This is a genomic window from Elusimicrobiota bacterium, assembly GCA_026388155.1.
Taxonomy (GTDB): Bacteria; Elusimicrobiota; Elusimicrobia; order Elusimicrobiales; family UBA9959; genus UBA9634.
On the sequence record JAPLKI010000007.1, the window covers coordinates 147,910 to 166,635 of the forward strand.

General features: G+C 53.3%; 21 protein-coding genes. 11 read left to right on the forward strand and 10 right to left on the reverse strand.

The window, feature by feature from the left end:
• Nucleotides 1-157: 157 nt before the first annotated feature.
• The 10 genes from NTX59_03025 to NTX59_03070 all read left to right on the forward strand — a co-directional run bounded on the left by NTX59_03025 (nucleotide 158) and on the right by NTX59_03070 (nucleotide 8,662).
• Nucleotides 158-421 carry a hypothetical protein gene (locus tag NTX59_03025; protein MCX5784639.1) on the forward strand — a complete coding sequence of 88 codons (264 nt, stop codon included), beginning with the start codon at nucleotides 158-160 and terminating at the stop codon, nucleotides 419-421.
• Nucleotides 422-457: 36 nt separating this feature from the next.
• Nucleotides 458-1,210: a 5'/3'-nucleotidase SurE gene (gene surE, locus NTX59_03030; protein ID MCX5784640.1), complete on the forward strand. Its 753-nt coding sequence runs from the start codon at nucleotides 458-460 to the stop codon at nucleotides 1,208-1,210.
• Nucleotides 1,211-1,217: 7 nt separating this feature from the next.
• Nucleotides 1,218-1,928, forward strand: coding sequence for a hypothetical protein (locus tag NTX59_03035; GenBank protein ID MCX5784641.1), 711 nt, complete (start codon nucleotides 1,218-1,220; stop codon nucleotides 1,926-1,928).
• 9 nt (nucleotides 1,929-1,937) lie between these two features.
• On the forward strand, nucleotides 1,938-2,897 hold the full coding sequence (locus NTX59_03040) for a hypothetical protein (GenBank protein MCX5784642.1): 960 nt from the start codon (nucleotides 1,938-1,940) through the stop codon (nucleotides 2,895-2,897).
• A 2-nt stretch (nucleotides 2,898-2,899) separates the two neighbouring features.
• Nucleotides 2,900-3,271, forward strand: a complete 372-nt coding sequence (locus tag NTX59_03045) for a CoA-binding protein (protein MCX5784643.1) — start codon at nucleotides 2,900-2,902, stop codon at nucleotides 3,269-3,271.
• A 93-nt stretch (nucleotides 3,272-3,364) separates the two neighbouring features.
• Nucleotides 3,365-5,071 carry a protein kinase gene (locus NTX59_03050; GenBank protein MCX5784644.1) on the forward strand — a complete coding sequence of 569 codons (1,707 nt, stop codon included), beginning with the start codon at nucleotides 3,365-3,367 and terminating at the stop codon, nucleotides 5,069-5,071.
• A gap of 93 nt (nucleotides 5,072-5,164) precedes the next feature.
• A complete protein-coding gene (locus NTX59_03055) occupies nucleotides 5,165-5,845 on the forward strand; it encodes a protein-L-isoaspartate(D-aspartate) O-methyltransferase (protein ID MCX5784645.1) in 681 nt (226 codons plus the stop codon).
• 67 nt (nucleotides 5,846-5,912) lie between these two features.
• A complete protein-coding gene (locus NTX59_03060) occupies nucleotides 5,913-6,776 on the forward strand; it encodes a hypothetical protein (GenBank protein ID MCX5784646.1) in 864 nt (287 codons plus the stop codon).
• A gap of 67 nt (nucleotides 6,777-6,843) precedes the next feature.
• Complete coding sequence (locus NTX59_03065) at nucleotides 6,844-7,818, forward strand: ATP-binding cassette domain-containing protein (protein ID MCX5784647.1); 975 nt, start codon at nucleotides 6,844-6,846, stop codon at nucleotides 7,816-7,818.
• Between the two features lie 85 nt (nucleotides 7,819-7,903).
• Nucleotides 7,904-8,662, forward strand: a complete 759-nt coding sequence (locus NTX59_03070) for an ABC transporter permease (GenBank protein ID MCX5784648.1) — start codon at nucleotides 7,904-7,906, stop codon at nucleotides 8,660-8,662.
• Between the two features lie 85 nt (nucleotides 8,663-8,747).
• Here the strand turns inward: NTX59_03070 and NTX59_03075 are convergent, their stop codons facing one another.
• Both NTX59_03075 and NTX59_03080 read right to left on the reverse strand, forming a co-directional pair.
• Complete coding sequence (locus NTX59_03075; protein ID MCX5784649.1) at nucleotides 8,748-10,184, reverse strand: clostripain-related cysteine peptidase; 1,437 nt, start codon at nucleotides 10,182-10,184, stop codon at nucleotides 8,748-8,750.
• Nucleotides 10,185-10,303: 119 nt separating this feature from the next.
• Complete coding sequence (locus NTX59_03080; GenBank protein MCX5784650.1) at nucleotides 10,304-11,773, reverse strand: oligosaccharide flippase family protein; 1,470 nt, start codon at nucleotides 11,771-11,773, stop codon at nucleotides 10,304-10,306.
• 231 nt (nucleotides 11,774-12,004) lie between these two features.
• On the opposite strand from NTX59_03080, the gene NTX59_03085 reads away from it, so the two are divergent.
• Nucleotides 12,005-12,730, forward strand: a complete 726-nt coding sequence (locus tag NTX59_03085; protein ID MCX5784651.1) for a Crp/Fnr family transcriptional regulator — start codon at nucleotides 12,005-12,007, stop codon at nucleotides 12,728-12,730.
• Nucleotides 12,731-12,796: 66 nt separating this feature from the next.
• Here NTX59_03085 and upp read toward each other — a convergent pair whose 3' ends face one another.
• The 8 genes from upp to NTX59_03125 all read right to left on the reverse strand — a co-directional run bounded on the left by upp (nucleotide 12,797) and on the right by NTX59_03125 (nucleotide 18,495).
• Entirely contained in the window at nucleotides 12,797-13,426 is a 630-nt protein-coding gene (gene upp / locus NTX59_03090) for a uracil phosphoribosyltransferase (protein MCX5784652.1), read from the reverse strand.
• A 106-nt stretch (nucleotides 13,427-13,532) separates the two neighbouring features.
• On the reverse strand, nucleotides 13,533-14,843 hold the full coding sequence (locus NTX59_03095) for a thymidine phosphorylase (GenBank protein MCX5784653.1): 1,311 nt from the start codon (nucleotides 14,841-14,843) through the stop codon (nucleotides 13,533-13,535).
• An 11-nt stretch (nucleotides 14,844-14,854) separates the two neighbouring features.
• The gene (locus tag NTX59_03100) at nucleotides 14,855-15,694 is read right to left on the reverse strand and encodes a purine-nucleoside phosphorylase (GenBank protein MCX5784654.1); all 840 of its coding nucleotides are present in this window, start codon (nucleotides 15,692-15,694) and stop codon (nucleotides 14,855-14,857) included.
• 103 nt (nucleotides 15,695-15,797) lie between these two features.
• Nucleotides 15,798-16,154, reverse strand: coding sequence for a YraN family protein (locus NTX59_03105; protein ID MCX5784655.1), 357 nt, complete (start codon nucleotides 16,152-16,154; stop codon nucleotides 15,798-15,800).
• A complete protein-coding gene (locus NTX59_03110; GenBank protein ID MCX5784656.1) occupies nucleotides 16,151-16,942 on the reverse strand; it encodes a ribonuclease HII in 792 nt (263 codons plus the stop codon). Before NTX59_03110 ends, NTX59_03105 begins: the two co-directional genes overlap by 4 nt.
• A gap of 106 nt (nucleotides 16,943-17,048) precedes the next feature.
• Nucleotides 17,049-17,486, reverse strand: coding sequence for a 50S ribosomal protein L19 (gene rplS / locus NTX59_03115; protein MCX5784657.1), 438 nt, complete (start codon nucleotides 17,484-17,486; stop codon nucleotides 17,049-17,051).
• Nucleotides 17,483-18,169 (reverse strand): tRNA (guanosine(37)-N1)-methyltransferase TrmD, encoded by a 687-nt coding sequence (gene trmD / locus NTX59_03120; protein MCX5784658.1) that lies wholly within the window; start codon nucleotides 18,167-18,169, stop codon nucleotides 17,483-17,485. Before trmD ends, rplS begins: the two co-directional genes overlap by 4 nt.
• 98 nt (nucleotides 18,170-18,267) lie before the next feature.
• Nucleotides 18,268-18,495, reverse strand: coding sequence for a KH domain-containing protein (locus tag NTX59_03125; protein MCX5784659.1), 228 nt, complete (start codon nucleotides 18,493-18,495; stop codon nucleotides 18,268-18,270).
• Nucleotides 18,496-18,726 lie beyond the last annotated feature (231 nt).

Below are 18,726 nucleotides of genomic sequence, written 5' to 3' on the forward strand. Positions count from 1 at the left end.
CCTCCTACGCAAGCCCCGCCCTTTTGGCCGCGGCAAGAGGCTTATAGACGACACTCTGGTTATAGACCCTGGAATTGCGCGCCAAAAGAGCGGGGCAAGTATTGTATTATAATCATTAGCGGCGTTTATTTAGACCTTGATCCACAGGGGGTAAATTATGGATAGAATAGCATGGCAGAATTTGTTCAAGAAAAGGTTCACTTTGGAACCTGACAGCAGGGATTCCATGCCCGGCGAGTCGACATACCTGATCAAGGATAAACAAATTTTAGTGATAATCCGGGCGGCCGTGCCGTCAGGCGCGCTCAGGGCCGAGTCACTAACCGATACCGAGGAATGCCTGGTCGTTAACAGGGGCCAGGGTAAACGCGCCTATGTTGACTGGGCCACGATAGAAGCCATATCGACGGTAGATACTTAGGGGCTGCCGGAGCGCTCCGCTTCGGCCTGCTATATTATGGAAATACTTATTACCAACGACGACGGAATTTACGCCGAGGGAATTTACGCCCTGGCCTCAGCCTTAAAAAAACTTGGGAATATAACGGTGGTGGCGCCCGACACTCAGCGCAGCGCCGTGGGCCACGCCATAACCATAGTCGACCCCTTGCGCGTGAGCGTGGCGCGCAGGAACGGCAAGTTTTTCGGCTACGCCTCCAGCGGCACGCCGGCTGACTGCGTAAAGCTGGCCATCAAGACCCTGATGAAGAAAAAGCCCGACTTGGTGGTTTCAGGCATAAACCTGGGAGCGAATATCGGCTACAATATCCTTTACTCCGGCACGGTTTCAGGCGCCACGGAGGGCGCGCTGCTTGGTATTCCTTCGCTTGCCGTTTCACTTGACACTTTTACCGGACCGGATTTTTCCGCGGCCGCCGCGTTTTCGGTTAAAATAGCGGCCTCCATGAAGAAACGCCGCCTGCCCGCGGGAACGCTTTTAAATGTGAATGTTCCCGCCATAAAGGCCTCAAAAATAAAAGGCGTACGCATTACCAACCAGAGCCGCACTTCCTTCAACGACTGGTTTGACAAGCGCAAGGACCCGCACGGGCAGACCTATTACTGGATGGACGGCGACTTTAAGCCGAAAGACTCCGACGCCTCAAGCGACCTCAACGCGGTGAAAGCCGGCTATATTTCAGTCACACCGATACAATTTGACCTTACAGATTATAAGTTTATCACGGCCCTGGAGAACTGGCAATTGTAAAAGCACAATGAAAACAAAATTCTTTCTGGCCGCGGCTTTGGCCGCTGTTTGTTTAGCGGAGGCGCGGCTCGGCGCCCTTGAAGAAGCGGCGATAACGGGAACAAAGCCTGTAACACAGCCGGCGCCCGCTCCAGAAGCGGCACAAATCCGGCCCGGACTCCCAGAGGCCGCAAAGCCTGCCTACACGCCCAAATATCTGGATGAAACGCGTCAAGCCATGGAATATCTTTCCGCTATGCTAGCGAAGCAGGACAGGCTTGAACCCGAAAAGCTTGCGGAAACCGCCAAGGACATAACCAGGCTGAACGAAAAACTTAAAGCCCTGCTTGGCCCCGAAATACTGAAAGAGCTTGAAGCCGACGAGAAAACCCTGCTTGAGAAACAACAGGGAGCTTTTGCCAAAGGCAGCCTGGCGTTAGTAAGATCCTCGCTGCAGATTTACTACGGCGACCATAACGGCGTTTTCCCGGATAACCTGGGCGGACTGATACCCGGTTATCTGGAATCCATACCGGACTTACAGTTGCCCGTCCACGAAAAAACCGGCAAGATAACCGTGATAGACTCGAAAAAATACGACGATAACCTGAGTTCCGCAGTAACGGACAGCGGAGGCTGGCTTTATTTTTCAAGTCCGGATTCAATGAATTTCGGGATGCTGTTAATTGACTGTTCGCATAAGGCGCCGGGGACAAATCTTGAATGGTATAAGTACTAAGGACAAGATATGCTGCAAAAAAAACATTCAGCCGGAGCGCTGCTTCTATCTTCGGCACTTTTAAGTTTAATGGCCTGCAAAACGCTGCCGCCCCCTGCGGTTATGGCGGGGAAAGACACAAAAACAGCCGAAATACACGCCGGCCCTGTTGAGGAAATGCTGCCCGGCACTATTTCAAAGACGGAAACCGGCATAAAAGTAGCGCTTACTTTGAATGGAACTGTCGGCACTGAAATAAGCAGCGGCACGGCGAAAGACTGTTTTGAGCTTGAAACGCTTATAACGCAGCTGACTGCCGACAGCGCCGCCGCATTTGAAGCGCTTACCGCGCAGCTGACTACGGACAGCGCCGCCGCAACTGGAAAGACCGCTGAGCGCAAACCGGATGAATTAGCCGCCTTTGCCGGTTCCAGCCAGGCCGACTACAGGTCCATATTGGAAAAAACTCTTGGAAGCCTGGAAGGCTTCAAACTGAACCAAATAATATTTTCCGATGAAAACCGGGCAAAAGTTTTTTACGCAATGGAAGCCTTGTATAAAAAAATGGGCGAAGCAACGCTCAATAATATGGACCGGCAGATAGCGAAAGAAGAATTGCGCTCAAAAGAGGATTCCAAGAGCTCCGATGAAATATTAAACGAGGCTAACTGCATGCTGAACACCGCCGAAATAATGCTGGCTCTCTCGGATTATAAAGAAAAGAACGGAAAGTGCCCTGAAAATCTTAATTTACTGGTTCCTGCCCAGCTTAAGGAAATCCCGGCTATAACCCTGCCGGGACACTCCGAAAGCAGGGCTGTGCGCATAATAGACGAAGATTTTAAAGCAGAAATCTCCTCCGCCGTCAAAGACACCGGCGGCTGGCTTTATTTTTCAAATCCGAAGTCAAACCACTACTGTGTTATTACCCCGGACTGCTCGCACAAAAACAGCGAGGGCAAAGCTTTTTACACAGTCGGGATAAAATAAAAATGGATCCTGAAGAATATAAACTTATCGCGGTGGTGGGGGTATCCGGCGACGCTTCCAAATATGGCCACAAAATTTTCCGCGACCTGCTTAAAGCGGGCTACCCGGTTAAAGGCGTAAACCCGAAAGGCGGATTTGTGCTGGGCAGCCGGCTTTATTCGAGCCTTGACGAAATTGAAAAAAAACCGGACCTCGTAATAACCGTGGTCCCGCCCGAAGCGACGGTTACAGTAATTGAACAGTGCAACAAGCTGGGCGTAAAAACCGTGTGGATGCAGCCCGGCTCCGAATCGCCTGGCGCGCTTGAAAAAGCGGCGCTCTACGGTATCAAAACCATCACCGCCTGCTTCATGGCGCAAAAAGGCGTGTGGTAATAAAACGCCATAAGCCATCAGCTGTAAGCCATAGGCAGTAAAATACTGCTTATTGTCGCACACTGTAATCGTAAAAGAATTCAGGAGTTAATTATGCGTAAAATAGAACCGGGGGATATTGTGGACGGTTACCGCATCGTCCGGAAAATAGGCGAGGGCGGCATGGGTTCTGTGTACAAGGGTTTTGACGAAAAGCTCTCGCGCGAAGTGGCCATAAAATTCATGCTTGAGCATCTGGTCAATGAAAAAAGCCTGAAGCGTTTTCTGCGGGAAGGCAGCGCTATCGCCAAATGCGATCATCCCTCCATAGTGCGCGTTTACAGCTGCGGAGAATACGAGGGCGCGCCGTACCTGGTAATGGAGTATGTTGACGGCGAGCCTTTAAGCAGGTTCATGGACAGGGCGAAGATCCTCAAAGATCTGGCGGGACAGACGGAAGACCTTAAAAAGTTCGGCTATATCGGAACAGAGGCCGAAGATAAAAAAATACCGTATTTTTTGCGCGAACTGAAAAGCTGCCCTCTTAAAGACAAAAATTACCCGGCGCTGGTATGCGCGCTTGTGGGCAGCGTTGCGAGGGCGCTTGCCGAAGCCCATTCGCGCGGCGTTCTCCACCGCGACATAAAACCTTCCAACATACTTTTAAACAGGGAGGGGGCCGTTAAACTGCTGGATTTCGGCCTTTCCAAAAGTTTCGGGGATCCGGAACTGACCGCTGCGCATCAGATATTGGGCACTCTGCGCTACATTGCGCCTGAAAGTTTCGGCCCGGATAAAAACCCGCTTACGCCCGCCGGCGATATTTACAGCCTCGGCGTGGTATTTTATGAACTGCTTACCCTTGAGCATCCTTTTGCGGCGGAGGATACCGCCTCTTTCATGGCGAGAATTATTTCGGGAAAGTTCAAACCGGCCTCAAAACTGAATCCCTCCATACCCGCGGGGATAAGCAGGGTGATAGCAAAATGCCTCGCGATAAATCCGGCTCAGCGCTACCAAAGCGCGGCTTTATTGGCGGAAGATCTGCGTTCGGAGGCGGAGAGCGGAAAAAAATCCCCGGGTACGCCGCTGCTGGACGGCATTAAAGTTTTATTCAAGGCGGTTGCGTCTCACAAGGAAAACTCGGCGGAAGACGCTGAAGACATGGCCGGCGTTGCCGACGGAGAGTATGCCGCCGCGGATATAAAGATGATAGAGATCATAACAAAATCCGGCGACGTCGCGGTGCGCGGCTGCGCCGGGCCGAACGTAAAGTTTTCCGCTTTGGATGCCGGAAACAGCTCCGGCAGCCTTAAAGCGGCGGTTTCGCCGGGAGTTCTTAGTATTATTTCGCGCAATCGAACGGGTGTAAGCGTTTCAGCTCCGGAAAATATCGCCGTGAAAATAACTGCAGGCAGCGGTGATGTGGAGTTGAAGGAAAGAACCGCGGCTGTTGAGGTCACTACCGGCTCCGGCGACGTCGCTTTAGAGAATGTATCGGGCAGACTTAAGGCCCGCATGGGCACGGGCGATCTGGACGGGACGATATCGTCAAACGAGGCGGTTGTACTGTCCGGTGCGGGCGATGTAACCCTCTCTGTAGGCACGACGGATGCTGCCGGCTCTAACATAGATATTAAAACCGGCTCCGGAGACGTTACGCTTGACTTTCCCGAAGGCACCGAATTAGCCGCGACACTGAGAAGCCCCGGCGGCGACATAAAGAACGAATTAGGTACCTCGCCGCATGCGGCAATGAAGGTGAGGGTTTTATCAGGCGCCGGGGATATCACTCTCCGCAAACAGCACACTAGCCGATAAGCTGTTAGCTGTTAGCTATTCGCTATTCGCTATTCGCTATTCGCTATTCGCTATTCGCTATTCGCTATTCGCTATTCGCTATTCGCTACCCCTATGTTCCGACATATACTCGGCCCGAAATACGAAGAATTTCAAACCTTTTTACGCGCAAAAATGGTTGAGGACCAGATAATGCGGCGGGGGATAAAAGACGCTGAAGTGCTTGCCGCCATGCGCAGGGTAAAACGGCATTTGTTCGCGCCGGAAGACCTGCGCACCCGCGCTTACGAGGATTACCCGCTCCCCATATCAAACGGGCAAACCATCTCGCAGCCCTACATTGTGGCGCTGATGATGGAGTTGTTGGGGCTGAAAGCGGGCCAAAAAGTCCTGGAAATAGGCACCGGCTCCGGCTATCAGGCCGCGTGCCTGAGCGAGCTTGGGTGTGCAGTCTACAGCGTGGAAATTTCGCCTTCTCTTTCAAAGACCGCCGGCCTGACATTAAAAAGGCTCGGCTACCCCGCTGTGAATATTCAAACCGTCGACGGGCGCGAGGGCTGGCCGGAGTACGCGCCATATGACGGGATAATCGCCGCCTGCGCCGCTGACTCGGCTCCGCCAAGTCTTTTAAACCAGCTTAAAACAGGCGGGCGCCTTGTAATACCCATAGGCCCCGAAGCGGCGCAGACGCTTAAGGTGTTTGAGAAAACAGCCGCGGGTTTTAAAGAAAGCGATATAGCCCCGGTCCGGTTCGTGCCGATGACCGGGTCCGCGGGGAAAGAATTAACTGAGTAGCCAGTAGTCAGAATACGGCAGCCGGGACCCTAAATTCTGAATGTGAATCCTGCCGCGCAGCAACGAAATGAAAAAAATGATTCTCCCCATTCTCATAAGGCTTATAGCTTATCCCGCGGCGCTCTACCTGGTGTTCTCAGTTATTGTGTTTTTCCTATATACCCACCCAAAAAGATATATCAGCCCGCCCGGACTTGGGCCTGGGAACAACGGCCCAGCGGTGGAAAACGTCAGGCTTGCGACCCCGGACGGTGTGGAACTGGACGGCTGGTACATACCGAACAAAAAAAGCGGCAAAGCCCTGATAATCTGCCACGGATACCCCATGGACAAAGGCAATGTGCTGAGTTTTACTTCTTTTCTGGCGAAAGATTTCAATCTGCTGCTGTTTGATTTCCGTGCCATGGGTAAAAGCGGAGGCTTTTTCTCCACCGGGGGCCGGCGCGAAACCAGGGACGTGTCCGCCGCCGTTAATTTTCTGAAAGCCAAAGGATTCACGCATATCGGGGCTTTCGGTTTTTCCATGGGCGCGGCGACCCTTGCCATGGCAAAAGACTACGAGATAAAAGCAAGAGTGCTGGATTCGCCTTACGCCAGTCTAAGCCGTGAACTGGACTTTATTTTTAAAGATTTCGGCGTTTTCCGGATCCCGCTCTTATGGCTTATGAAAGCGTGGAACCTTGTTTTTCTGGGGATCAGCGCGGACGGCGTGGCGCCGGAAAATTTCATAGCCGCAATAAAAACGCCTGTGCTGCTTATACACGGCGATAGCGACACTCAGGTACCGGTTGAGAATTCCCTGACCCTGCACACGATCACCCCTAAAACGGAGCTTTGGATCATTAAAGGCGCCAACCACGGCGAGACTTCCTTTATCGGCGGGGCGCAATATAACAGCAGAATTCTGAATTTCTTCAATAAAAATCTGTAGGCTTAAAGTGTATGGCAGCCTTTCTGCATACGGCTTACGGCACGCCTGTATTTTGTAGAATCTAACTATGGCCGCCATAAAAACCGACAATCTTGTGAAACGCTTCGCGGAAGTGACAGCCGTAAACGGCGTCAGCCTTGAGATACCGGAAGGTGAAGTGTTCGGCCTTTTGGGTCCGAACGGCGCCGGCAAAACCACCCTTATCAGCATGCTGGCGACGCTGGTAAAACCCACTTCCGGCTCCGCGCTCGTGGCCGGTTACGACATCAACCGCCAGCCGCTCGCCGTGCGCAGGCAGATAGGCATAGTGTTTCAGGAACCCAGCGTTGACGATCTGCTTACCGGCCGGGAGAATCTCTATCTCCACTCCATGCTTTACGGCATACCCCGGCGTGAAATAACCGGAAAGATAGACAAGATGCTGGCCCTGGTCAAATTAAGCGACCGGGGCGACAGCTTCGTAAAAACCTATTCCGGCGGTATGAGGCGGCGGCTTGAGATAGCGCGCGGCCTTATCCACAGCCCGAAAATACTTTTTTTGGACGAGCCCACGCTGGGCCTTGACCCGGCCAGCCGCAAAGCGGTATGGGACCATATCCGGGAGCTTAAAGAGGCGCACAACACCACAATCATACTCACCACCCATTACATGGAAGAGGCGGACAGCCTTGCCGACCGGATCGGCATCATCTACAGCGGAAAAATAATAGAACTGGACACGCCTTCCGCTTTAAAGAAAAAAGTCGGACAGGACCTGGTTTTTCTTACCGGCGCCATAAACGAAGAAGCTCTTGGAAAGCTTCCATTCGTCAACAGTGTGGAACGGGAAGACGGACATTACAAAATAGGCATTGTTGATTCGGGAAAGAATCTGCAGGCGCTCCTGAACGCGGGCGGGCATATAGATGAAGTGGAAGTGCGGCGCGTCACATTAGACGACGTCTTCCTTAAATTCGCCGGCCAGCAAATGAGCACGGACGCCGAAGAGCACGCCGAGAGCATTTTTGAAAGGATAGCGACAGTTAAAGCCGCGAGGAAATAGTCGGGGCTGAAATGCCGAAGTAAGCACAAAAGATGAAAAACCCCACCCCTATCCCCTATTCGCTATTCGCTATTCGCTGCCGAATATGATCAACCTCAACGCCATTTACGCTCTATTGCTTCGCGAGGCGAAGATCTATTTCAGAGAGAAAGAGCGCATCGTCTCCATCCTTGTCTCTCCTCTCCTCTTCCTGTTCGTGATGGGCCGCGGCATGGTTTCAGGAACCAGCCCCGTGCCGGGTTTTACCTACCAGCAGTTCATCTTCCCGGGGATACTTGCGATGGTTATATTATTTACGTCCATTACCTACGGGCTTTACATAATCTGGGACAAGCGGCTGGATTTTTTAAAAGAAGTCCTGGCGGCGCCCATTTCGCGGACCACTCTTTTCATAGGCAAGGCGCTGGGGGGGATGTTGGGCGCGATAATAGAGACCTTTCTTCTTCTTATTATCGGAGCCTTTTTCATACTGCCGCTGAATCCGCTGAAAGTTGCGTTGTGTCTGGCGGCTTCCTTCCCGGTCTCATACATGATAACCAACCTGGGCCTGACCATCGGGGCAAAGATGAAGTCCATGGAGGGCTTCGGGCTGATAATGAGCTTCCTGACCTGGCCGCTTTTTTTCTTCAGCGGCGCGCTGTTTGACATCTCCAAAGCCGCGCCTTATATAAAAGTGATAAGCCTTTTTGACCCGGTCACCTACTCAGTGGACCTCCTGCGCATCATCATGCTGGGGCATGGCGTATTCTCAGCCTGGGCAGACCTGGGTGCCATACTTGCCTTCTGTCTTGCCACTACCGCAATAGGCGTGTCCGCCTTCGGCAAACTCCAGCAGGAAAAATAACAGAAAGAAAGAGACGTAGCTGCGCGGCGGCGCAACTGCGTGACGGGAGATCGTGCGGTTTATTTAAAACGCCGGCATTGTTTTATCAGCGTCTGTGGTGTTTTTGCGCCTGGGTAGCGGGTGGAGCCGAGGGGGGGAGGGTAGCCATCAGTCTGGCAAAATCGTCCCAGACACCGTCGCGGGACCAGGCCAGTTTGTCGTAAAGCGGATCATAAACGTCAGGCACATAGATGGACATCCCGTTGCTGTTCGGGTCCAAGCCCCAGTTTTCAAGAACAACTTCGCTCTTAAGGAAGCTCAACAGGCCCGCGCCGGAGTCGCGGAGCGCCGCGTTCTTTGTCGCCGCGGTTACCAGCGAGATAAAATGGTATAGGTCCTTGTATTCCGGATCGTCGTAAGCCTTGCAGGTTTTTTTCGCGGAAGCAAAAACCTCTTTTTCATTTGACACTATCGCGAGGCTTGCCCAATTATCAAGTTTTTCGCGCAATTCGGACAATTTGCCGAGCCGTACCGCGGATTGTGTAACATTGATTTCTTCGGTGCTGCCGCCGCCTAAAAAATAATCCCTGTAAGCGCGCACGATATGGCCCGCCACCTCTTCCGGACCAGCCTCCGGCCGTTCGTTCAATTTCCCGAGGAACTGGGCATAGCGCAAAACCTCTCCGGGTTCCGTCTCCTCGGAGGCCACCATAACATCGGCGTAATTACGGTATTCATAGGCTACGGAAGCCATCTGCATATTGCAGCCATCGGCCATGAACAAGTCCACTTTACCGGCGTCCTTCAGGGCGGCGCCGAGCTGAAGGGTGGATATCTCATGCCCGGTGTCATCATCCAGCGAGAAGCCCTTGCTGATATTGGCAAAATCGGGGGCATTGGCAGGGTCAACAGGCTTCCAGCCGTTGCCATGGTCCCAGATGATAAGCGCGTAACGGCGGGCGGGGAACCTGACCCTGGCCCATTTCACGAAATTCGCCAGTTCTTTCCAGGAACCCATGTCGGCCTTCTTGCGGTACTCAATTACGGGTGAAGCGATATGTGTCAGATCATTGTCTTTGGCTATCAGGTAGCGGCGCGCGCCGGTCCAGTCTCCGTCTGTCGCGTCGTCGCCTTCTTTCTGCCCTTTCATGCGTCCAAGCTCCACCGCGATATTAACCTTAGCGGTGGTACCAACCAGTTCCATCTGGTTGACGTCCTGCAGAGCTGAAGTTTCCAGATTGTTTTTTCCATTCACAAAAATCATCACGGTCCAGTCTTTCAAAGCCGCGCACTGCGGCTGGGCGGCAGGCCCCGCACTTTTTTCGAAGCGTAGGGGAAACCGCTGTGGCGGTGTCCACCTGTGGGTAAATCTGCCGGAAGGGGTCCCGCCAAAGTGCGGGGCAGGAGTGGGAATTACCGCGGCAGACGACCGTATGGCGGAAGCGTCCAGGCTCTCAAGATCGAATTCATTAGCGGGCGCGGCTAAAAGCGGCAGGCCCCGGAACAGAACAAGACAAAAAAAAGCGGCTATGCTTTTCATCATGCGGTTTTCCATTAATTAAAGTGTAATATACACAGGGTTTTTAAGTAAGTGCCTAAGGACCCCTTGTTTAAAGGACTGAAGGCCTATGGGTAAAGAAAGGCTGAGGGCTGAAGAAAGGCTTAAGACTTAAGGCTGAAGGCTGAAGGCGGAGAAATCCTGTCGAAAAGACCTTTAAATGCCTTTTGTTCATCCGGCAAGAGCAGGAAAAAAACCGCGGCCGAATAAGCGCCAAGCGCCGCCAGACGAACGGCCAGCCAGGCGCCGGGCCCTATCAAAGGCTTCAGAAAGACAACACAGGCGCCAACGCCAGCTATGCCTAAAACCCCGGCCACGCGCTTATAATCATAAGGCACAATATAATATTTTCTGCCGGCCTGGTGCATGAACACCGCCATGGAAAAATAGGCGATAAATGTCGCCCAGGCGGCCCCCAGCATGCCGAAAGGCGGTATAAGCAGAAAATTGGCGGCGATATTCAAGGCCGCTCCAAAAAGAGTGGCGGCCATTATCCGGCCGGTTTTTTTTGCGATCACGGCGGGGGCCAAAAAATTAACATAAAGTCCGTTGAACAGATATCCCCATAAAACCACCGGCACAATACCCAGTCCCGGCCAATAGGCGGGGTGTATTAACGTGCGGCCCGCAACTCTTATCTTTACCAGGTCTTCTATAAAAAAGGACAGCGCGAGCACCAGCCAGGCCGAACCCATGGAAAAATAGGTGAGAATTCCCGCAAAAAGCGGTTTTGCCTCCGGGTTTTTGGCGCGCTCTATAAAAAAAGGCCGCCAGGCCTGGTCGAACATGCTGACCACCAGCATCATGAAAATGCCAAGGCGGTAATTGGCCTGATAAATGCCCACCGTGGTCTCGCCCGAAAGGCGGAGAAGTATGGGCCTGTCTATAACCTGCACGGCCATGGCGCCGAGTCCCGCCGGCACAAGCGGCAGGGCAAAGGAAAGCATTTTGCGGAATACCGGCATATCCAGGCGTAATTTAAGGCGCGGGAGCGCCGGCCAAAGGACAATTGCAAGCGTAAACAGCGAAGAAACGATGTTGGCGGCAAAAATGCCTTCAATGCCCCAGCCCGAGCGGGCGATGAACCAGAAATTTAAAAGCAGATTCAATATCACGGCTGAAAACCTGATAAGGGCGTATTTAAGCGCCTTATGGGCCATGCGGAGATCCGCGAACGGCACGGCGCTTAATGCGTCGGCAAAAAGGATAATGGCGGAATAAGCTACCAGGCGGCCGCGGCCTGCGCCAATGCCCGCCGCTAAGGCAAGGGGCTGCCTTCCGGCGCAAAGAACAACGGTTATAACAAAAGAAACCGCGGCAACGCCCCAAAAAGCCGAGGGGAAAGCTTTTTCCCTTTCCTCATAATGGCGCATATAGGCCTGGTCAAGGCCGTATTGGCAGAGAATGTTGAAAAAAGCTATGTAGGAAAAAACAGCCGCCACAACGCCGTAATCGGCGGGAGAGAGGTAATGCGTGTAGAAAGGAAGCAGCAGGAAAGTAAGCAGGCGCGAGGCCACGGTGGACAGGCCGTAAACCAGCGATTCTTTGCCAAGCTTTTTAATTTCGCTGAACATAGTTTAACAACAGGGGCTAGTGTATAGGGGATAGCGGTTTAAGGAATGAGTTTATTTATTCCGTCCGTTTTACGCTGTCCGCTCTCCGCTACACGCCAGCCGCTGTCACAATTCTATTTTAGCAAATGGCCCGGCATTTTCTAATCCGAAGTTGGCAGTCCGCCCCGGCAGACAGTTTCTGGAAAATTTGTATAATATCATTTCAGTGGGTTATTATTGTTTTGGGGGAATATGGAAAATACAGCAAAAAAACAAATAACGAATTGCGCGGATTGCGGCTTTCTTTCCGCCTGTTTCGCCAGCAAGCTTGAACCTGAGGCCGCAAAACTCTGGAACGCCATGAAAGCCGCCCGACATCTGAAAGACGGCGAGGAAATTTACGGAGCGGCCCAGAAACCCGCCGGGTTTTTCGTGGTTTGCAAAGGCCGGGCCAAAGTGTTTTCAACCGACGCCAGGGGCCAGCAGATGATAAACTGGATACGCCACCCGGGGGAGCTTTTCGGCCACATAGCTTTTTTCTCAGGCAATCCGTATTCCTGCAACGCCAGGGCGATGGGCGACACCATCCTTTCTTTTTTCAGCGAGAAAGCCATGGATAATTTTCTGGCCTCCAACCCGAAGACCTACAGGCTTTTTTTGCGGAAGCTGGCCGAAGAAACTCATGGCCTGCAGAAAAAATTGAACGACACCGCCTACCAGCCTGCCAAAGGCAAGGTGGCAAAAACCCTGCTTAAAGCGGTTTCATTCAAAAGCAAGGATACCGCCGCTCCCGCCATCTACGGCCTTAAGCGCACGGAAATAGCCGAAATAACCGGCCTGGCTCTGGAAACAGTGGTCCGGATACTGGCTGAGTTTGAAAAAAAGAATTGGATAAAACGGGAAACCAAATCCATAAAAATACTGGACCACGCAGCCCTTTCAAAGATAGCCAATCCGCATTTCAACACCGGCAAATAATAGCGAAAAGCGAATAGTGAAAGGAAAAATCCTTAACACTATTCGCTTTTCGCTATTTACTATTCGCTAGTTCGTTCCGAACATCCTGTCCCCGGCGTCGCCGAGGCCCGGAACTATGTAGCCGTTTTCGTTCAGCATTGCGTCCACCGTGCCCACATAGATCGGCAGGCCGGGATAAGCTGACGAGAGCCGGCGCAATCCTTCTTTCGCCGCTATAAGGCCGATAAAACAAATCTTTTCAGCGCCCCTGGATTTAAGTATCTCCACAGCTTCCACGGCGGAGCCTCCCGTGGCAAGCATGGGATCCAGCACCACCACCAGGCTGTTTTTTGTTATCCTGGGAAGACGGACATAGTATTTAACAGGCTTCAGCGTTTCCTCGTCGCGGTAAATGCCTATGTGCGCGAGTTTCGCTTCCGGATATAGCTTGGTTACCCCGTCAATCATACCCAGCCCCGCTCTTAAAATAGCCACAAAAACTATGTCGTGGGAAAGCACCCGCGCCGACGCCACTCCGATCGGGGTGCGCACGCTCACGCTTTTTACTTTCGCGTTTAAAAGCGCGTCGTGGGCCAGAAGCAGTCCGGTTTCGCCCGTAAGCCGCCTGAAATCGGCTGCGGAGGTGTTCTTATCCCGCAAGCGGGCTATTTTATCCAGCACAAGCGGATGTTTTGAAATGTGGATATTTTTATTCATCGAAAGCTCCTGGAAGAAAGGGGTCAGCGGTTAGAGTTCAGAGGTAAGGGAAGGAGTTCTTTATACTCTACCCTCAACCCTATACGCTCACCCCTATCCTCTGCCGTTATTTTATTATCTCTCTTATCAGCGGCTCTTTTTTAGGGGGCCGTGCGCCGTATTCAAGCGCGCTCTCGAACATTGCGGCGCCCTCGGAAAGTTTTTTGGCGTCGGAGGCGTAAAGCCTGGCCAGAACCTCGCCGGGTTTGACTTTATCGCCGAGTTTTTTTGAAAGCAGAATGCCCGCGCCGAAATCCACCGCGTCTTCGGCGCGTCCCCGGCCGGCGCCAAGCATCACGCTCGCGTGCCCGACGGTCCTTGAATCCAGCTTTGTAAGATACCCGCCCCGGCCGGCTTTTATTTCGCGCGAAAGTCCGGCCCTGGGCAGGAAACGCCCCGGGTTATCGGCCACCCGCGCGTCGCCGCCCTGCCATTTAAACAATAAGCGCAGCTTTGCAAGCGCGGCGCCGGAGGTTATGGCGCGCCGGGCCTTTTCCTCTCCCTCTTCGGGAGTGCGGGCTTTCGCGCCGAGGTAGATCATCCAGCCGGAAAGGGCTTCAAGCACCCGCGTAAAATCCGCGGGGCCCTTTTCGCCCTGGAGTATACGCACGGACTGCTCCAGTTCAATTGCGTTCCCCACGGCGAGTCCCAGCGGTTCGTCCATGGCTGTCAGAAGCGCCACGCAGCGTATGCCAAGAAGTTTCGCGGTCTCCATTAAAGCGACCGCTAGTTCCCTGCTTTTTTTAAAATCTTTCAGGAAAGCTCCGGAACCGTATTTTACGTCCATCACGAGCCCGGTGATATCTTCGGCGTATTTTTTTGAAAGTATGCTTGCCACTATAAGCGGAAGCGATTCCACCGTGCACGAAGCGTCCCGAAGCGCGTAAAGTTTCTTGTCGCTTGGGGCCAGCTCCTCCGTCTGTCCGAACATGGAGAGCCCGGTGGCTTTAAGCTGGCTAACCACGCGCGCGGGCGTAAGCCGCACCTTAAAGCCTTTCACGGACTCAAGTTTGTCAAGCGTGCCGCCTGTGTGGCCAAGGCCCCTGCCGCTCATCATGGGCACCACCACGCCGCAGGCGGCGACTACCGGCGCGAGCGCCAGCGACACGCCGTCGCCCACCCCGCCGGTGGAATGTTTATCCACCTTGGCGCCTTTAACGCTTTTAAGGTTAAGCCGCGCGCCGGACATGGCCATGGCCCTTGTAAAGGCGGCGGTTTCCTTTTTGGTAAGGCCGTTAAAAAACACAGCCATGAGCCAGGCGGAAAGCTGATAATCCGGTATGGCGCCGGAAGCCGCGCCGGAAGCTATAAATTCAAGCTCCGGGCCTGAAAGTTCAAGACCGGAGCGTTTTTTCAGCAGCAAATCGAGCATTCTCATTTAACATTCTCCTAAAAGGTTTTTGAGCCGATTACCGCTTCAAGCAGGGCTTTTATCTTCACTGAGACGGCGGCGCCGAGTTCAAGCACCTCGTCATGGGATAGAATCGTTTTTGAAATACCGCTGGTGAAATTTGAGATCCAGCACAGGCCAAGCACCCGCATTTTGAGCTGGCGGGCGGCTATATTTTCAGGCACCACCGACATACCGGCCACATCCCCGCCAAGAAGACGGTAAACCCTGACCTCGGCGGGGGTTTCGTAAGACGGGCCGGTTACGGCCGCGTAAACCCCGGTTTTTAACGGCATCCTGAGTTTTTTTGCGGCCGCGAGCGCCGCGCCGCGCAGGAGCGCGTCGTAAGGCTCATTCATATCCGGGAACATTTCGCCGAAAGAAGAGTTGTAATTACCCATGAGAGGATTTGAGCCCATGAGGTTAATATGATCCGTCAGCAACAACAGATCTCCGGGCCTGATGGAAGGTTTCAGCGAGCCGACCGCGGCGGTCAGGATAAGTTTTTTTACTCCCAAAGTTCCCAGCACCCGTATCGGGAATGCTATGAAATTAAGCGGCCGGCCTTCGTAATAATGGAAACGACCGCGCATGATAACCACTTCTTTGGAACCCAGGCGCCCGAAAACGAGCTCTCCCTTGTGGCCTTTTACCGTTGTGCGGGGGAAACCCGGTATTCTTTCGTAGGGAATAATCAGCTTCTGTTCAAGTCCGGGTAAGGCATCGGCAAGGCCGCTGCCGGCTATTATTGCGATAGATGGTTTTCGGCCCCTTGTTCTGGCTTTAAGCCAGGCGGCCGCGGCGGTAACTGTTTGAAAAGCGCTGTCAGGAGTGTTCATAAGTAGTTTCCTTGGCAAACTGCAGGGGTTAGGGGTTAGCGTATAGGGCACAGAATAAGGAACTTCTTACCTAACCTCTAACCGCTATACGCTAGCCCCTGCGTTAATACCAGTATTTGCCGGCGTCAAAAGCGCCGCGAATATGTTCCGGTTCGCTGCCGGGAATGATAGCCACCACATCAAAACGCACGCTCTCGGGCTTAAGCGCTTTGGCTTTAAGGTAGCCGAGAGCCGTTTTAATGATACGGACCTGCTTTGACTTTGTTACCGTTTCGGCGGGTGAGCCAAAACCGGTGTTTGAGCGCCCGCGCACTTCCACAAAAACCAAAGTGTCCTTTTCGGAAGCTATAATGTCTATTTCGCCGGTGGGGGCGCTCCAGTTGCGCCGTATAAGTTTCAGCCCCGCCCGTTCAAGAAAGACAGCGGCCTGGTCTTCGTACATTTTGCCGCGGTCGTTCATATCGCGTTCCTGGAGAGAGCGGCTTCTTTTACAGGCGCGAAACTAAAGCGATGAACGGGAGACGGGCCTAAAGCGCGCAAGGCGGCAAGATGCGCGGCCGTGCCGTAGCCCTTGTGCGCCGCAAAACCGTAACCCGGATATTGCGCTTCAAGGCGCGCCATCCAGCGGTCACGCAGAACCTTGGCAAAAATGCTCGCGGCGGCAACGCATAGCGAATGGGAGTCCCCGCATATCACGGGCTTCTGATTCACGGCAAGGCGTTTTATTTTATGAGGACCATCCACCAAAACAAACAAGCCCCGCCCTTTTGGAACGCGAGGTTCCGCTTGAGAGACCGCCTTGCGGGTATTGGTCCCGACTTGGGGGCCAAAAGGGCGGGGCAGGCCGGCGAATAGCGGAAGGGGCCGGAAAGAGTTTGCCTCTGGTAGTTGCGCCCCGAGGGTACGGGCAAGCCTTTTAACCGCCGCCCCCATGGCGTTGAACGTAGCTTCCAGAATATTGCAGCGGTCTATTTCCTCCGGCGCTGCCCAGCCGAAACCAAAACTTACACCTGCCTGAAGCATGGCCGAAAAAGCCGCTTCCCTTTTCGTGGGCGTCAATTTTTTACTGTCATTAATAAAGGGGGAAACGAGAGGGAAGATCAGGGGGGGGATGTGGGCGGCGCAGGCGACAACCGGGCCCGCCAAAGGGCCCCGCCCGGCCTCGTCAACGCCCACGAGGAAGTCCGGTTTTTCTTTCGCTATCAGGGAAAGGTCAAAAGTGGAAAGCGGCACAATTGTTTTTTCCAATATCCCGACCTCAGGGGTGAGCGGCTAGAGTCCAGGGGATTGGATTAGGGAAGGAATTCTTTATTTCTGCACTCTCTACCCTATTCTCCAGCCCCTATCCCCTGTTTTAGATTTTGGTGTCAGAGGGAACCGGAGCCTGGGCCGTAACCGCGGGTACCGCGGCTGGAGCCTCGGTTGCCGCGGATGGCAGCTCTGTGGCGGTTTCTTTCTGAATGTTCTCTTCCAACCGCGCGGATTTGCCCGCCAGTTCCCTTAGGTAATAAATTTTTGAACGTCTTACTTTGCCGGCCTTAACCACTTCAATTTTGTCAATTCTGGGAGAATTGATGGGGAAAATGCGCTCCACCCCGACGCCGTAAGAAATTTTTCTTACGGTGATGGTTTCGGCTATGCCGCTGCCGCGCCTTGAAATGACTACGCCGTCAAAAACCTGTATCCTTTCGCTTTCACCCTCCACGACCTTGGTGTGCACTTTTACGGTATCGCCCGTCCTGAAATTGAATTTTTCTTTCTTCAGTCCGAGATGCGCTTGAATGTCCTTCATACTTCCTCCAGTTTGGCTTTTTTTATTAAATCCGGCCGGTGTTTTTTTGTAAGTTCCAAAGCTTTCGTCCTGCGCCAGTCTTCTATTAAAGCGTGATTTCCGCACAAAAGGACCGCCGGCACTTTTTTTCCGCGCCAGAGAGCGGGGCGGGTGTAATGCGGAGCCTCCAAAAGTGAATCGGTAAAAGTCTCTTTCACCGTGGCTTCGGCTTTCTTGAGGACCCCTGGAATAAGGCGCGTAACGGCGTCTATAACCACTGAGACCGCCGGTTCGCCGCCCGTAAGCACATAATCGCCCACGGAAAGCTCAAGGTCGGCCAGGGGAGAAATCCTCTCGTCGGTGCCTTCGTAATGGCCGCAGATAAAGATCAGGTTCTTCTTTTTTGCCAGGCGCAAGGCCAGCTTTTGCGTGAACGGCCTGCCCTTCGGGGTCAGCAGAACCGTGAAGGAACCCTTCTTTTTCACTTTTTTCAGCGCCTTGTAGACTGGTTCCGCCAGCATTACCATGCCCGTGCCGCCGCCATAAGGCTTGTCATCTACGGTACCGCGGCGGTCGCCTGAAAAATCCCTGGGGTTTAAAAAAGAAAGTTTAAGGAATCCTTCCCCGCGCGCCCGGCCGACGATACTTTCCGACAGAGCTTCGTCGACGCTGTGCGGGAATAAAGTAATAACATCAACTTTCATAAGAACCCGCCATATGCCGTATGCCTTAAGCCATAGGCTTCAAGGTGTTCCTTATGGAGCTTATGGCTTATGGCTTACGGCGTATAGCGTAAGGCCTTTTAAACCACATCCACGAAAACTTTTTTATTCTGCGCGGCGGCGACGGCCTGTAAAAGCGTTCTTACCGACTTTATTACACGGCCTTCTTTGCCTATCAGCTTGCCCCTGTCGGCCGAGGAAACGGATAGTCTGAAACGCAGGATATTGCCGTCTTCCGAGGAAGCTATTTTTACGGCCTGGGGCTCGGTTACAAGAGCATTAACGATATACATCAAAGCTTCTTTCATGGGATCCTCCATTGTCGCGCCCCGCCCGCACTGCACAGCGTTCGGGGCGGATTAGCCGCCGCGGCCTTATAAGGTGCCGGCCGGTGCTCTACGAGGGGAAACCGCCATGCGGTGTCCCCTCAGTCGTTCGGAAAGGGTAGAGCTAAACTCCACTTCGTCGCTCGCTCAGCCGCGGACATCGCCAGAGGCCCGCGACAGGCCAAAGTCACTGCCGCCTTTGGCGGCCCGCTC